This window comes from Mesorhizobium sp. M0047, assembly GCF_040323315.1.
Taxonomy (GTDB): domain Bacteria; phylum Pseudomonadota; class Alphaproteobacteria; order Rhizobiales; family Rhizobiaceae; genus Mesorhizobium.
Window position 1 is genome coordinate 25,506 of the sequence record NZ_JAMYUW010000053.1, and the last position, 14,711, is coordinate 40,216.

Here is a 14,711-nt window from a genome sequence, read left to right on the forward strand (position 1 = left end):
ATGTTTGACATCTTCTGGCGTGCCATCGCGATCGGCATCGGCGCCACCGTGCTGATGGATCTCTGGGCCGTCTTCCTGCACAAGGCGTTCGGCCAGCCACGGCCGAACTGGGGGCCGGCCGGGCGATGGGTCTGGCACCTCCGCGACAAGCTCTTCCACGACGATATCGGCAATGCAGCGCCCTACGCGCATGAAACGGCGCTGGGCTGGGCCTTTCATTATCTTGTCGGCATCGTCTACGGCGTCATCCTGGTGGTGCTGGCCGGAGCGGGCTGGCTTGCAACGCCGACATTCCTGCCGGCCTTCATCCTCGGCATCGTCACCGTCGGCGCCGGCTGGTTCCTGCTGGCGCCCGGGATGGGCGCTGGCTGGGCCGCATCGAAGCGACCCAATCCGATGCGGATCCGGGCGCTTAATCTAGTATCGCACACGGTGTTCGCGCTCGGACTGTATGGCACGGCGCTGCTGATCCGTTAGAGCAGTTCACCGTTTCACGGAAACGGTGAACTGCCGCCCCGCTCCCGGAATCAATAGCTCTGGGTTGAGCGCCGCACCTTTGCGACAGCCGGCTGTTTTGCCTGCGCAGCCGGGTCTGGCGCCGCTACAGGCTTGAATGGACCCTTCTTGAACGGCGCCATGCCTTCGCGCGCGAGTTCATCGGCACGCTCGTTCTCGGTATGGCCCGCATGGCCCCTGACCCAGTTCCAAGTGACTTTGTGGCGCCGGTTGGCCTCATCCAAAGCCTGCCAGAGCTCACCGTTCTTCACAGGCTTCTTGTCGGCGGTCTTCCAGCCGTTCTTTTTCCAGCCGTGGATCCACTTGGAGATGCCATCCATGACATATTTGCTGTCGGTGTGAAGCTCGACCGCGCAAGGTTCCTTCAGCGCGTTCAGCGCCGAGATGGCGGCGAGAAGTTCCATGCGGTTGTTGGTCGTCTCGGCCTCACCGCCGGAAAGCTCCTTGGTGGTGCCATTGAAGCGCAGGATCGCGCCCCAGCCGCCGGGACCGGGATTGCCCGAACAGGCGCCGTCGGTGAAGATCTCAACCTGCTTGCTCATGATACCCCATATTAGGCCAATCCATATTCCGAAGGAGATCTGATCGCCCGATGGAACCGCATCCTGCGGATATACTCGGTCGGATCGCGTTTCATCACCAGCCCGCCATCGGGCACGGTTAGCCAGTCGTACAGCCGGGTCAGCATGAAGCGTAGCGCCGAACCGCGCGCCAGTATCGGCAGAGCCAGCTTTTCCTGGTCGCTCAAGGGGCGCACGCTCTGATAGCCCGCAAGCAACGCCCTGCCCTTGGTGAGGTTGAAGGAAAAATCCTTCTCGAAGCACCAGGCATTGAGGCAGGTGGCGACGTCATAGGCATAGAGGTCGTTGCAGGCGAAATAGAAATCGATCAGGCCGGAGAGCTTTTCGCCGAGGAAGAAAACGTTGTCCGGGAAAAGATCGGCATGGATGATGCCTTGCGGCAGATCTTTCGGCCAATTTCGCTCGAAATCGGCGAAGTCGGCATCGACCTCGGCCGCAAGGCCTGGCTCGACTTCATCGGCGCGGTCACGGGATGCGTTCCAGAGCTTGCGCCAGCCGTCGATGGCCAGTGCATTCGGACGCGTCATCGAAAAATCGGCGCCAGCCAGATGCAACTGCGCCAACGCCTTGCCGACCTCGGCGCAATGCGCCGATGTCGGCCGCCGCAGCGAAAGCCCTTCGAGGAAGGTGATGATGACCGCTGGCCGGCCGGCGAGTGTGCCGATGACGCTGCCGTCATCCGCAGTCACCGGCAGCGGGCAGGAAACGCCCTTTTTTGCGAGATGGCCCATCAGGCCGAGAAAAAACGGCAGATCCGCCTTCTCGACCCGCTTTTCGTAAAGCGTCAGGATGTAGGAGCCGCTGGAGGTGTGCAGGAGGAAGTTGGAGTTCTCGGTGCCTTCGGCAATGCCCTTGTAGGACAGGAGATCGCCGACCGGATAGTGCTTGAGGAACGCACCGAGTTCGCCCTCCGCAACGTCGGTGTAGACCGCCATCTGCCTTACGCGGCTCCATTGACGAAGGCCATGTCGGCTCGCGTCAGTTCGACATCGCGCAGGACTCGCATGACCGGAAAATCCTCCGTCTCCGTGGCCGTGATGGCCAGGTCGATCGTGACATCGAAGCGTTGCCGGAACGCGTCGATGATCTCGTCGACGATGATTTCGGGCGCCGATGCGCCGGCCGACAGGCCGAGCGTCGAAATGTTGGCGATGTCATTCCACGGAATCTCGGCGGCGCGCTGCACGAGAAGCGACATCGAGGCGCCGGCACGTTCCGCCACTTCGACAAGACGCCGCGAATTGGAGGAATTGGGCGCGCCGACGATCAAATAGAGATCGGCGCCGGCAGCGGTCTCCTTGACCGCTTCCTGGCGGTTGGTGGTGGCATAGCAGATCGATTCCGCCGCCGGAGCCTGCAGGGCTGGAAAGCGATCCTGCAAGGCCCGGATGATGCCGGCGGTGTCCTCGACCGACAGCGTGGTCTGGGTAACGAAACCGAGCGCCTGCGGATCGGCAGGCGCGAGCTTTGCGGCGTCGGCTTCAGTCTCGATCAGCGTCACCGCGCCGTCCGGCAACTGGCCCATGGTGCCGATCACCTCGGGATGTCCGGCATGGCCGATCAGGAGCACATGGCGGCCGAGCCGCTGATGGCGCATCGCCTGCTTGTGAACCTTCGACACCAGTGGGCAGGTGGCATCCAGATAGAACAGATTGCGCGCCTGGGCATCGGCCGGCACCGACTTCGGCACGCCATGCGCCGAGAACACGACCGGGCTCTGGCGGTGTTCGGCCGGGATCTCGGAGAGCTCCTCGATGAAGACGGCGCCAAGGCTTTGCAGCCCCTCAACGACGTAGCGGTTGTGCACGATCTCGTGGCGGACATAGACCGGCGCGCCATACTTCTTCAGCGCCAGTACGACAATCTGGATGGCACGGTCGACGCCGGCGCAAAAGCCGCGCGGCTGGCAAAGCCGGATCGTCAGGGGTGGTTTGGTCGTTGTCTGAAGCATGAATCCGGGCCGGTTGATCAAAGCCGAAATGAGGTGCCTACCCCTGCCCTGTCAAGGGCATCGGTAGGGAGGCGGGCGTCGGTGGCGTTCATTCCTCTTTCGCGGGACGGCGAAGCCGCAGGATGAGCACGGCGGCGAGCGCCGCGGCAAGCCCATACCAGGTCATCGCATATTGCAGATGGCTGTTCGGCAGGTCGATGATGGTGACGCCGCCGACCGGCAATCCGCCTGGATTTGGCGTCTTGTCGGCATCGATGAAGATCGGCACCAGTGCAGCGCCCGCCGGCAGCCCGGCGCTCGCCGCCATCGCGTCACGATCCTTCCAGTAGAAGATGTTCTTCGCCACATCATTGTCGGGAAGCATCATCGACGGCTTGGCCGGCAGCGGGTTGCGGGCAAGTCCCGTGATCGTCACCCTGCCCGTCACCTGTCCCTTGGCGCGCTTGGCGGCATCCTTCAGATCGTAGGGCACGAAACCGCGATTGATCAGGACGAAGCGGCCATCGTCCAGGGCAAGCGGCGTATAGATATTGAAGCCGGCTTCGCCGTCCCAGGTCGCGAAGAAATGCCGTTCGCCTTGATGCAGGAACGTGCCGGCGACGGCGACCGGCGTATAGTCGACGTCCCCAGTGGCGGCGAATTCTTTCTCAACCTCGGCCAGCGGCCGCGGTTCTGAATGGGTGCGTTGGTCGATGGTCTGGAGAAGATCTTCCTTCCAGTGCAGGCGCTGGACCTGCCAGGTGCCGAGCGCCAGCAAGATCAGCAACAGCACCAGGCCAAGGCCAAGCAGCAATGCCGATCCCGGCCGCGAGCGGCCGCTGGCTTTGACGAACGCCTCGCTCATTCGCCGCGATCCAGCCGGCCCTCGGCCGCCTTGTTGCGGTATTGCAGCGTGAGCAGCACGCCTTTGATCAGCCGCAGCGCCGTCAGGCACAGCACGACCGCCAGCGGAATCCAGACCAGCAGATGCAGCCAGAGCGGCGGGCTCAGCGTGACTTCAACCCAGAGCGCCAGCCCGACAATGATGAAACCGATGATCAGGATGACGAAGACCGCCGGCCCATCGCCGGCATCGGCGTAGGAATAGTCGAGGCCGCAATTGACGCAGCGCTTGCCGACGGTGAGGAAACCGGAGAAGAGCCGCCCTTCGCCGCAGCGTGGACAGCGGCCATGCAGGCCGGCCGAAATCGGGTCGATCGGGGGCCAGATCGCCCTATCTTCGCCCATGGAAGCGTCGTCGCTCATTGCTTACCGCTCGATCTCGATCGGTGTCCTATCGGCCACCATTGCCCAGATTTCATTCATGTCGGAATCCGTAACCGCAATGCAGCCGTCGGTCCAGTCGACCAATTGAAGCAGCTCGGCAACATCATGATCACGAATGCGCAAATGGCACAGGGAATTGTCGGCCGCATGGTCCATCGATCGGCGATCATTGCGCCGAAAGGAAGAAGGCGGCCACGTCGCCGCGGCCGCCTTCTTGAAATCGAACCCTCAATCGGGAATCAGTGGGCTTCGACCACCGCGCCGACCGATCCCCAGACGTAGATCGATGCGAACAGGAACAGCCAGACCACGTCGACGAAATGCCAATACCAGGCTGCGGCCTCGAAGCCGAAATGCTGCTTGGGCGTGAAATCACCCTTTATCGCCCGGATCAGGCAGACCGCCAAGAAGATGGTGCCGATGATGACATGGAAGCCGTGGAAGCCGGTCGCCATGAAGAAGGTGGCGCCGTAGATGGAATCCTTGAAGGCGAATGGAGCGTGCATGTACTCATACGCCTGCACCATGGTGAACAGCATGCCGAGCCCGACAGTCAGCACCAGACCGTTGATCAGTCCCTTGCGATCGCCGTGAATGAGCGAGTGGTGCGCCCAGGTAACCGTAGTGCCTGACAGGAGCAGGATGACGGTGTTGTAGAGCGGCAAATGGAAGGGATCGAGAACCTCCATTCCCTTCGGCGGCCAGACGCCACCGGTGAAAGTATGGCGCGCGTAATTCTGCACCTCGCCGGCGAAAAGGCTGGCGTCGAAATAGGCCCAGAACCAGGCAACGAAGAACATCACCTCCGAGGCGATGAACATGATCATGCCGTAGCGCAGATGGAGCGACACGACACGCGTGTGATGGCCCTCGTGCGCTTCCTTGATCGTGTCCGACCACCAGGCGAACATGGTGTAGAGGACGATCACGATGCCGATGAAGAACAGCCACGGATTGGCGATGTTGAGGCCGAAAATCGGGAAGCTGCCGCCCTTCAGATATTGCATCAGGCAGACGCCGCCAAAGGCGGTGACGAGCGCTCCTACCGATCCCAGGAAGGGCCACGGGCTCGGGTCGACGAGATGATAGTCATGCTGTGGTTTTGCGTGCGCGTCTGCCATATCAACCCCCGAGATTTGCTTCGGTATTCGAAATTGTTTTGCTCTTGCCTTGAACCGGCTCCGACGACGCAACCGGCTTGTTCTTCTCGACCGGAAACATCGTATAGGACAGAGTGATCGTCTTTACGTCCTTCAGTTCCGGCACGTTGACGATGTCAGGATCCACGTAGAACAGGACCGGCATGTCCAGGGTCTCGCCGGGCTTCAACGTCGTGTCGGTGAAGCAGAAGCACTCGACCTTGTTGAAGTAGGGGCCTGCCAGTTCCGGCTGCACATTGAAGGTGGCGCGGCCAGTCACGGAGCGATCGAACTTGTTGGTTGCCTTGTAGTGCGCCTGCACCGTCTCGCCGATCTTCATCGTCATCGCGCGCTGGACCGGCTGGAAGTCCCACGGCACGCCGGCGATGTTGGCATCGAAACGGACGGTGATCTCCCGGTCGAGCACGCGGCCGGCATACTGCTTTTCTGCGCGCTGCGTCGTGCCGCCATAGCCCGTCGCTTGGCAGAACATCTTGTAGAGCGGCACCGCGGCATAGGCCATGCCGATCATGCCGGTGAAGAAGGCAAGGCAGACGGCCGCGACAACGAGGTTGCCGTTCTTCCCAGCCGGTCTTTTGGACGTCTCGACGCTCATCACATCGTGCCCGACAGATTGTGGCCGAACTTCACGATCGTCGCGATGTAGAAAATGACGACCAGGACGGCCAGCGCCACACCGATTGCTACCGAACGGTTGCGTCTGGCTTTCCTCTGCCGCTCGGTCAACGTGACCAGCTCGAGCTTTTCTTCGATCATGGTCATGCTCCGCCCATGGCAAGCGCGCGTTCGACAACGCTGTCGGCCAGATAGGCAGCGAAGATGGCAAAGAGATAAAGCAGCGAATATGCGAACAGGGCCTTGGCCGGTTTCATGATGCGGTCGCTGTCGGGCATGCCAAGCACTTTCCACGCGTACCAGACAAATCCCAACCCGAGCAACGTGGCGGCGACACCGTAGAACGGCGTGGTGTAGCCAAGCAGCCAGGGCAGCACACCGACGGGGGCCAGAACCAGCGCGTAAGCGAAGATCTGGCGGCGGGTCGAAGCGTGTCCGGCGACGTTGGGCATCATCGGGATACCGGCCTTGGCGTAGTCCTCTGACTTGAACAGCGCCAGCGCCCAGAAATGCGGCGGCGTCCACAGGAAGATGATCAGAAACAGGATCAGGCTTTCCAGGCTGACCGTCCCGGTCACCGCGGCCCAGCCGATCACCGGCGGGATGGCGCCAGCAGCCCCGCCAATGACGATGTTCTGCGGCGTCCAGCGCTTCAGCCACATCGTGTAGACGACGGCGTAGAAGAAAATGGTGAAGGCCAGCAGCGTCGCTGCAAGCCAGTTAACCAGCACGCCGAGTGTCATCACCGACAGCACCGAAAGCACCAGACCGAAGCTCAGCGCTTCATGCGCCTGGATGCGACCGGACGGAACTGGACGGCTGGCGGTTCTGGTCATCACCGCATCGATGTCGGCGTCATACCACATATTCAGCGCCCCGGAGGCGCCAGCACCAATGGCAATCGACAGGATGGCGATCACAGCCAGCAGCGGATTGACGGTCACGGGCGCCGCGACCATGCCGACAAAGGCGGTGAACACCACCAGCGACATGACGCGCGGCTTCAGCAGGGCGAAGAAATCGCCCGCTGTTGCTTCCGACATGCGAAAGCCCGCTTCGTCAATCAATGGGTCGTCGACAAGGGCCATGCGTACTTTAAGTCCATTATTCCGTTGGCCAAAACCGCCGGCGGACCGGCGGTTTTGTATTCGAGCGGGGCAGCCGCCTTACTTGATCTTCGGCAGCTGTTCCCACTGGTGAAAAGGCGGCGGCGAAGGCAGCTGCCATTCGAGAGTCGTTGCACCCTCGCCCCACGGATTGGCGCCGGCGATCCGCTTCTTCTGGAAAGCTTCGAACACGCAATAGAGGAAGATCAGGACGCCGACGGCCGATATATAGGAGCCGATGGACGATACGTAGTTCCAGCCGGCAAACGCGTCCGGATAGTCGATGGTGCGGCGCGGCATGCCGGCGAGGCCGAGGAAATGCTGCGGGAAGAAGATCAGGTTGACGCCGACGAAGGTGACCCAGAAGTGGGTGTTGGCGATGACCGGCGAGTACATGTAGCCGGTCATCTTCGGGAACCAGTAGTACCAACCGGCGAAGATGGCGAACACCGCGCCGAGCGACAGCACATAGTGGAAGTGGGCAATGACGAAATAGGTGTCATGCAGCGAGCGGTCGAGGCCGGCATTGGCCAGCTGGACGCCGGTAACGCCACCGATGGTGAACAGGAAGATGAAGCCCAGCGCCCACAGCATCGGCGTCTTGAACGAGATCGACCCACCCCACATCGTCGCGATCCAGGAGAAGATCTTCACGCCCGTCGGCACCGCGATGACCATGGTGGCGAAGACGAAATAACGCTGCGTGTCGAGCGACAGGCCGGTCGTGTACATGTGGTGCGCCCAGACGATGAAGCCGACGGCGCCGATCGCCACCATGGCGTAGGCCATGCCGAGATAACCGAACACCGGCTTCTTCGAAAAGGTCGAGATGACGTGGCTGATGATGCCGAAGCCCGGCAGGATCAGGATGTAGACTTCCGGGTGACCGAAGAACCAGAAAAGGTGCTGGAACAGAATCGGGTCGCCGCCGCCATCGGGAGCAAAGAAGGTCGTGCCGAAATTGCGGTCGGTGAGCAGCATGGTGATGCCGCCGGCCAGAACCGGCAACGAGAGCAGCAGCAGGAAGGCGGTGATCAGCACCGACCAGGCAAACAGCGGCATCTTGTGCAGCGTCATGCCAGGCGCGCGCATGTTGAAGATGGTGGTGATGAAATTGATTGCGCCAAGGATCGACGACGCACCGGCGATGTGGATCGACAGGATCGCCAGATCCATGGCGGGTCCGGGCTGACCCGAGGTCGACAGCGGCGGATAGAGCGTCCAGCCGCCACCGACGCCGAAGGCACCCGGCGCACTCGGCACGAACATCGAGGTGAGCAGCAGGATGAAAGCCGGCGGCAGCAGCCAGAAGGAGATATTGTTCATGCGCGGGAACGCCATGTCTGGCGCGCCGATCATGATCGGCACCATCCAGTTGGCAAAACCGCCGATCAGCGCCGGCATGACCATGAAGAAGATCATGATCAGTGCGTGCGCGGTGGCGAAGGCATTGTACATGCTCTTGCCGCCGTCGATCGCGGCGTCACCGTTCATGCCGTAGACCATCTGCGCCAGGCCGCTGAAGATCTGGATGCCCGGCTCCTGCAACTCCATGCGGATGGCGACAGACAAGGCACCGCCGATGATGCCGGCCATGATCGCGAAGATCAGGTAGAGCGTACCGATGTCCTTGTGGTTGGTCGAATAAACCCAGCGCACCCAGCCGTGATAAGGCTTGTGATCGTGCCCGTCGTGAGCTGCAGCGTCTGCCATGTTCCGCTCCGTTCCCTGATCTTTTCTGGCCGCGGCATCAGTTGCCGGCGGCTGCTACCTTGTTTCGGCCGTCGACCTCGGCCATCAGCGTCTTGTTGGCGCCGGGCAGATCGGTCTTGGCTGCCGCCAACCAGGTCTTGAACTGCGCATCCGAGACGACGCGGATGGCAATCGGCATGAACGCATGGTCCTTGCCGCAGAGCTGCGAGCACTGACCGTAGTAGAGGCCTTCCTTCTCCGCCTTGAACCAGGTCTCGTTGGTGCGGCCCGGAATGGCGTCGATCTTGATGCCGAACGACGGCATGGCGAAGGAGTGGATGACGTCGGTCGCGGTGACAAGCACGCGGGTCATGGTGTTGACCGGCACCACCATCTCGTTGTCAACGGCCAGTAGGCGCGGATATTCCTTGCGGTCCTCCTTGCCGGCGGCAGCGCGATCACCGTCCTGCAGGATGGCGGAGTTGAAGGAGAGCGTGTTCTCGGTCTGGTACTCGTAATCCCAGTTCCACTGGTTGCCGGTCGCCTTGACGGTCAGCTTTGCTTCTTCCGGCGGCGTATATTGCGCGGTCAGCAGCTGGAACGAGGGAATGGCGAGGCAAAGCAGGATGACGACCGGGCCGACAGTCCAGATCACCTCGATCAGCGTGTTGTGGCTGGTCTTGGATGGGACCGGGTTCGCACTGGCGCGGAATCTCACGATGCAATAGGCGAGGAGAAGCAGCACCAGGATGGTGATCGGGACGATGAACCACATCGTGTAGTTTCCGAACCACTCGATCTGCCGCATCATGTCGGTCGCAGGTGTCTGAAAGGTTGTCTCCCAGTCCTTGGGCTGGTCGGCACGGGCGGATGTGCCGGCGAAAAACGTGATAGCGGCACAAGCACTTAGAAGCTTGGCACCTGCTAGAAACTTGGCGCTTGCCAGGAAATTTCTCATCGCCCTCATCGTCTCCCAGTTTCTCGCGGCGGTATCCACGAGAATAACGAACAATGCCGGGACGGGAATCCCGACAGTCTCAAGCTGGTTCAAACCATACTCTTTTTCCCTCTGCAAGAAAGGAGCGGGCGAAACCGTGCGGCATTTTTGCGCGCGAGACCGGATGCGCCTTTGAAGGCGGCGGCGGCGGCGCCGAATCGCCTATGTTGGGCCAACGGTAGCATTCCTGCGGACCGCTCGTGCCGGGCGTCGCAATTCGGGCGAAATTGGCAGGGAAAAGCGCCGCATTGGCCTTTTCGGGGCAGACCGGGTGCGGTCCCGTCCTTTACTTGGCTTTGGCGCGGCTTAAAGTGCCGTGATTCGCAATGGAGCCGTCATGACCCCTTGGCTTTCGAGAAACTCTCGGTTTTCGAGAAACTGGGCGAAGGTCATCTTTCTCGCCGCCCTGTCTGGTATCGGCATGTCCGGCACGGCCAACGCCGCGCAACCGAGCGGCACGGTGCGCTCGACGCATGGCGCGTGGTCGATCATCTGCGACACCCCGGCAGGCGCGACCTCGGAACAATGCGTGATGATGCAGAACGTCGTCGCCGAGGATCGTCCGGAGATGGGGCTGTCGGTCGTCGTGCTGCGCACCGCCGATAACAAGGCGGAGATCCTGCGCGTGCTGGCACCGCTCGGCGTACTTTTGCCCAACGGGCTCGGCCTCAATGTCGACGGCAAGGATATCGGCCGCGCCTATTTCGTACGCTGCTTCCAGGACGGCTGCTATGCCGAGGTCATTCTCGAAAAGCCGCTGCTCGACACGCTGAAGACCGGCACGTCGGCCACCTTCATCGTTTTCCAGACTCCGGAAGAAGGCATCGGCATCCCGGTCGATCTCAAGGGGTTCGCCGACGGTTTTGCCGCCCTGCCCTGACAGGCTGGTGCTTGCTGGAAACCTTTCTAACTGGAATTCGATGGCCAGCGACCTCAAGGACTTCATCCACCAAAAGTGACGTCGACCGACCTGTCGGCGAGCGCATTTGTCTTCGCAATGCGACGGGACGATTGTCTCGACGCGCCTTCGCGCCTACATCGGGGCAAAGACCCATTCCTCCTGTGAACGGACGCACCATGAACAGCCTGATCGGCCAATTCGACATTTCAGACGATCGCATCAAGCAAATCGTCGCTGAGACCATCAACGGCGCCGACGACGGCGAGCTGTTTCTCGAATACAGCGAAAGCGAAGCGCTGATGTTCGACAATGGCCGGCTGAAGACCGCCAATTTCAACACCGACCAGGGGTTTGGTCTGCGTGCCGTCGCCGGCGAAGCCAGCGGTTACGCGCATTCCAGCGATCTTTCCGAGGCCTCGCTGCTGCGCGCGGCCGACGCCGTTTCAACCGTCAAGGGCGGCTATTCCGGCACGCTTGCCGCCGCACCCGCCCGCACCAACCGCCATCTCTATGGCGAGGAGAACCCTATCCCCTCGCCTTCCTTCGAGACCAAGGCAAAGCTGCTGCAGGAGATCGACGCCTGGCTGCGCGCCGAGGATCCGCGCGTGCGCCAGGTTTCGGCCTCGCTTGCCGCCTCCTGGCAACATGTCGAGATCGTGCGCGCCGACGGCCAGGTGGTGCGCGATATCCGCCCGCTGGTCCGCATCAACGTCTCTGTCGTGGTCGGCAATGGCGACCGCCAGGAGAGCGGCTCCTACGGTATGGGTGGCCGCAAGGCCTTTGGCGAATTCCTGGTCGAAGACAGCTGGAAGCACGCCGCCAGGGAGGCGCTCCGGCAGGCCCTGGTCAACCTCGAGGCGATACCGGCGCCGGCCGGCACCTTCGACATCGTGCTGTCGAGCGGCTGGCCGGGCGTCATGCTGCACGAGGCCGTCGGTCATGGGCTTGAAGGCGACTTCAACCGCAAGAAGACCTCGGCCTTCGCCGGCCTGCTGGGCCAGCAGGTCGCCGCCAAGGGGGTGACCGTCGTCGATGACGGCACCATGCCCGAGCGGCGCGGCTCGCTCACCGTCGACGACGAAGGCACGCCTTCGGCCCGCAATGTGCTGATCGAGGACGGCAAACTGGTCGGCTACATGCAGGATCGTCAGAACGCCCGGCTGATGGGCATGAAGGCCACCGGTAACGGCCGGCGCGAAGGCTACGCGCACCAGCCGATGCCGCGCATGACCAACACCTATATGACGGCAGGCGACATGGAGCCGGACGAAATCATCGCCTCGGTCAAGAACGGCATCTATGCCGTGTCCTTCGGCGGTGGCCAGGTCGACATCACCTCGGGAAAATTCGTCTTCGGCTGCACCGAGGCCTACATGATCGAGAACGGCAAGGTGACGCAGCCGATCAAGGGCGCGATGCTGATCGGCAACGGGCCGGATGCCATGCACCGCGTTTCGATGATCGGCAACGATATGAAGCTCGACACCGGCATCGGCATGTGCGGCAAGGCCGGACAGGGCGTGCCTGTCGGCGTCGGCCAGCCGCATTTGCGCATGAACCAGATGACGGTGGGCGGCACGCGGGTCTGATGCGATGGCCACTGGAGAAAAGTCCGTTGCCACCAGTTCAACCGATGATCAGGTCACACGGCCTGTTCCGGTCTTTCCCTCAACGCGGCCAGAGGATGTGTTCGGGTCGCTGCCCAGCAGTGGCAAGCCGAAAACATTGAGAGAAATGGAAACGGGCGTGCTCGCGGAAGCAAGGCGTCGCCGAACCAGCGAATGATCTACCGTCGCCGTTTCGGCTTCTCCAGCAGCGCCACCGCCTCGACGTGCGGCGACCACAGGAACTGGTCGATCGGCGTCACGCTTTTCAAGGTGTAGCCGCCGTCGATGAGGATACGCAAATCCCGCGCGAGCGTCACCGGATTGCAGGATACCGCGGCGACGTACGGAACATCCGAGCGGGCGATCCGCTTCGACTGGTCCTCGGCGCCGGCGCGTGGCGGGTCGAACACCAGGCCGTCGAAACCATTCAATTCCTTGAACGTCAGCGGCCGGCGGAACAGGTCGCGGCGTTCAGCCGTCACCCGCTTCAGGCCGGTGGCGAAGCGTGACCCCCGGTCGAGCGCCGAAAGGGCTGCCGCATCACCCTCCACCGCGTGGACTTCGGATTTGGTCGCCAGCCGCAAGGCAAAGCTGCCGCAACCGGCGAAGAGATCCGCCACCTTCTTGGCACGCTTAAGATGTCCACCGACGATACCGGCCATCGCCTGCTCTGCGGCTTCGGTTGCCTGCAGGAAGGCGCCCGGCGGAATGGCGACGGCAACGTCGCCGAACATGACCGTCGGTTTTTTCGGCTCTATGATGATCTCGTCGTCGATCGAAAGCCGCGCAAATCCCTGGGCCATGACGAAATTGGAAGCGACCCGACGCTGGTTCTCGCCCAGTTTGCCTGATTCATAGACGGCGACATCGAGGCCTGAACCGGTCACGGTGACCGTCATGCGGAACGATTTGGAGGTGGCACAGACCAATTCGGCGAGTGCCTTCAAGCGATCAAGCGCGGCGACGATCTGCGGCACCGAGATCGGGCATTCCTCGATGGAGATGATCTCCGGCGACAGATGGCGATGGAAGCCGAGCAGCATGCCTGTGTCCGTGCGCCGGGCGGCAAGCACCACACGGCGGCGCGTGTGCGGCGCGCAGGCGACCAGTTCGCCGATCTCGCAATCGATGGCCTTACCCTTCAAGGCATGCACCACCTTTTCGCGTTTCCACTGGCGATAGGCTTCGGCTTCGAAATGCTGGAGGGCGCAGCCGCCGCATTCGGTGAAATGGCGGCAGGCGGGATCGATGCGCAACGGCGAGGCTTCCAGCACCGCCATCAGCATGGCGCGATCCCTTTCGCGCGAAGCGGTGACCGTTTCGCCGGGCAATGTGAAGGGGATGAACAGATCGCCTGTCTCGGTCTCGGCGATGCCGTCCCCCAGCGCGCCAAGTTTGCTGATGGTGAAGCGCGCGCTCATCGATCCTTGATCCCACCGAGCAGGAATTCGCGATTGCCGTCGCCGCCCTCGATCGGTGACAGATGCAGCCCCAGCGCCCGCCAACCGGGGACGGCATCGAGCCAATCCTGCAACAGGCCGGCGACACGGGAGGCGTCGTAGGGATCTTTCAACAGACCACCCTTGCCGATCGCTTCGCGACCAGCCTCGAATTGGGGCTTGACCAGAAACATGGCCTTGGCGCCAGCCTTCGCAAGGCCAAGCGCCGGCGGCATCGCCAGTTTCAGCGAGATGAAGCTGACATCGGAGACAATGAAATCCGGTATACGACCGCCAAGATCGGCGGCGGTGAGATCGCGGGCGTTCAGGCCTTCGATCACCGTCACACGCGGGTCTCCCCCGACATCAGGGTGCACCTGACCATGCCCGACATCGATGGCGGTGACATGAGCAGCGCCGCGCTCCAGCAGGACCTGGGTAAAGCCGCCTGTCGAGGCGCCGATGTCGAGTGCCTCACAGCCGGCGGGATCGAGGCCGAAATGGTCGAGCCCGCCGATCAGCTTGAGCGCCGCGCGCGACACATAGCCTTGCGCCGGGTCGTCGATGGCGATGAGACATTGCGGCGAAACGCTCTGACCAGGCTTGCGGGCAAGGACGCCGTCGACAGTCACCGTGCCGCGTTCGACCGCGTCGCGGGCACGCGAGCGGCTGGCAAACAGCCCGCGCTGGACGAGCAGGTCGTCAAGCCGCTGGCGGGCGCTGGCTGGCAGAGGCGAATTCATCGGCCTTCATGGCGAAAGCCGACGACGATGGCAAGGGCACTGCCCGGCATTGACAGGGCGGAATCATGAATCGTTAACGCTCTGGTAACCAAGCGGGATTCTGTTGGCCGGGAAGGAGACCGGCGATGGACGCAAGC

Annotated in this window: 16 protein-coding genes and 1 pseudogene; 3 read left to right on the forward strand and 14 right to left on the reverse strand. The window is 62.3% G+C overall.

All coding sequences use genetic code 11. From position 1 onward, the window contains the following. Complete coding sequence (locus tag NKJ89_RS31845; RefSeq protein ID WP_352608458.1) at nucleotides 1-477, forward strand: DUF2938 domain-containing protein; 477 nt, start codon at nucleotides 1-3, stop codon at nucleotides 475-477. 50 nt (nucleotides 478-527) lie between these two features. Here the strand turns inward: NKJ89_RS31845 and rnhA are convergent, their stop codons facing one another. The 12 genes and pseudogenes from rnhA to coxB form a co-directional block, all read right to left on the reverse strand. After that, on the reverse strand, nucleotides 528-1,058 hold the full coding sequence (gene rnhA, locus NKJ89_RS31850) for a ribonuclease HI (protein WP_352608460.1): 531 nt from the start codon (nucleotides 1,056-1,058) through the stop codon (nucleotides 528-530). Between the two features lie 11 nt (nucleotides 1,059-1,069). Next, nucleotides 1,070-2,032: a homoserine kinase gene (locus NKJ89_RS31855; RefSeq protein ID WP_352608462.1), complete on the reverse strand. Its 963-nt coding sequence runs from the start codon at nucleotides 2,030-2,032 to the stop codon at nucleotides 1,070-1,072. 5 nt (nucleotides 2,033-2,037) lie between these two features. Beyond that, entirely contained in the window at nucleotides 2,038-3,048 is a 1,011-nt protein-coding gene (gene ispH / locus NKJ89_RS31860; RefSeq protein ID WP_023759136.1) for a 4-hydroxy-3-methylbut-2-enyl diphosphate reductase, read from the reverse strand. 88 nt (nucleotides 3,049-3,136) lie between these two features. Then, nucleotides 3,137-3,892: an SURF1 family protein gene (locus tag NKJ89_RS31865; protein WP_352608464.1), complete on the reverse strand. Its 756-nt coding sequence runs from the start codon at nucleotides 3,890-3,892 to the stop codon at nucleotides 3,137-3,139. Then, a complete protein-coding gene (locus NKJ89_RS31870) occupies nucleotides 3,889-4,275 on the reverse strand; it encodes a DUF983 domain-containing protein (protein WP_023759134.1) in 387 nt (128 codons plus the stop codon). Before NKJ89_RS31870 ends, NKJ89_RS31865 begins: the two co-directional genes overlap by 4 nt. Nucleotides 4,276-4,296: 21 nt before the next feature. After that, nucleotides 4,297-4,407 (reverse strand): annotated as a pseudogene (locus NKJ89_RS31875) (L,D-transpeptidase family protein); the annotation flags it as partial. Between the two features lie 146 nt (nucleotides 4,408-4,553). After that, entirely contained in the window at nucleotides 4,554-5,435 is an 882-nt protein-coding gene (locus NKJ89_RS31880; protein WP_023759132.1) for a cytochrome c oxidase subunit 3, read from the reverse strand. Nucleotide 5,436: 1 nt separating this feature from the next. Beyond that, entirely contained in the window at nucleotides 5,437-6,069 is a 633-nt protein-coding gene (locus NKJ89_RS31885; protein ID WP_352487339.1) for a cytochrome c oxidase assembly protein, read from the reverse strand. Then, nucleotides 6,069-6,236: a cytochrome c oxidase system small membrane protein gene (locus NKJ89_RS31890; RefSeq protein WP_023759130.1), complete on the reverse strand. Its 168-nt coding sequence runs from the start codon at nucleotides 6,234-6,236 to the stop codon at nucleotides 6,069-6,071. Before NKJ89_RS31890 ends, NKJ89_RS31885 begins: the two co-directional genes overlap by 1 nt. Next, complete coding sequence (locus tag NKJ89_RS31895) at nucleotides 6,233-7,177, reverse strand: heme o synthase (RefSeq protein ID WP_023759129.1); 945 nt, start codon at nucleotides 7,175-7,177, stop codon at nucleotides 6,233-6,235. Before NKJ89_RS31895 ends, NKJ89_RS31890 begins: the two co-directional genes overlap by 4 nt. A 78-nt stretch (nucleotides 7,178-7,255) precedes the next feature. Further along, complete coding sequence (gene ctaD / locus NKJ89_RS31900; protein ID WP_023759128.1) at nucleotides 7,256-8,908, reverse strand: cytochrome c oxidase subunit I; 1,653 nt, start codon at nucleotides 8,906-8,908, stop codon at nucleotides 7,256-7,258. Nucleotides 8,909-8,945: 37 nt separating this feature from the next. Then, a complete protein-coding gene (gene coxB, locus NKJ89_RS31905) occupies nucleotides 8,946-9,845 on the reverse strand; it encodes a cytochrome c oxidase subunit II (protein WP_352608466.1) in 900 nt (299 codons plus the stop codon). Between the two features lie 376 nt (nucleotides 9,846-10,221). Here coxB and NKJ89_RS31910 point away from each other — a divergent pair, with 376 nt between their 5' ends. Both NKJ89_RS31910 and tldD read left to right on the forward strand, forming a co-directional pair. Next, nucleotides 10,222-10,764, forward strand: coding sequence for an invasion associated locus B family protein (locus NKJ89_RS31910; protein WP_352608468.1), 543 nt, complete (start codon nucleotides 10,222-10,224; stop codon nucleotides 10,762-10,764). Between the two features lie 197 nt (nucleotides 10,765-10,961). Then, entirely contained in the window at nucleotides 10,962-12,374 is a 1,413-nt protein-coding gene (gene tldD, locus NKJ89_RS31915; RefSeq protein WP_352608469.1) for a metalloprotease TldD, read from the forward strand. Nucleotides 12,375-12,571: 197 nt separating this feature from the next. Here tldD and NKJ89_RS31920 read toward each other — a convergent pair whose 3' ends face one another. Both NKJ89_RS31920 and NKJ89_RS31925 read right to left on the reverse strand, forming a co-directional pair. Next, a complete protein-coding gene (locus NKJ89_RS31920) occupies nucleotides 12,572-13,813 on the reverse strand; it encodes a class I SAM-dependent RNA methyltransferase (protein WP_352608470.1) in 1,242 nt (413 codons plus the stop codon). Then, nucleotides 13,810-14,574, reverse strand: coding sequence for a TlyA family RNA methyltransferase (locus NKJ89_RS31925; protein WP_023759120.1), 765 nt, complete (start codon nucleotides 14,572-14,574; stop codon nucleotides 13,810-13,812). Before NKJ89_RS31925 ends, NKJ89_RS31920 begins: the two co-directional genes overlap by 4 nt. Nucleotides 14,575-14,711: the final 137 nt, after the last annotated feature.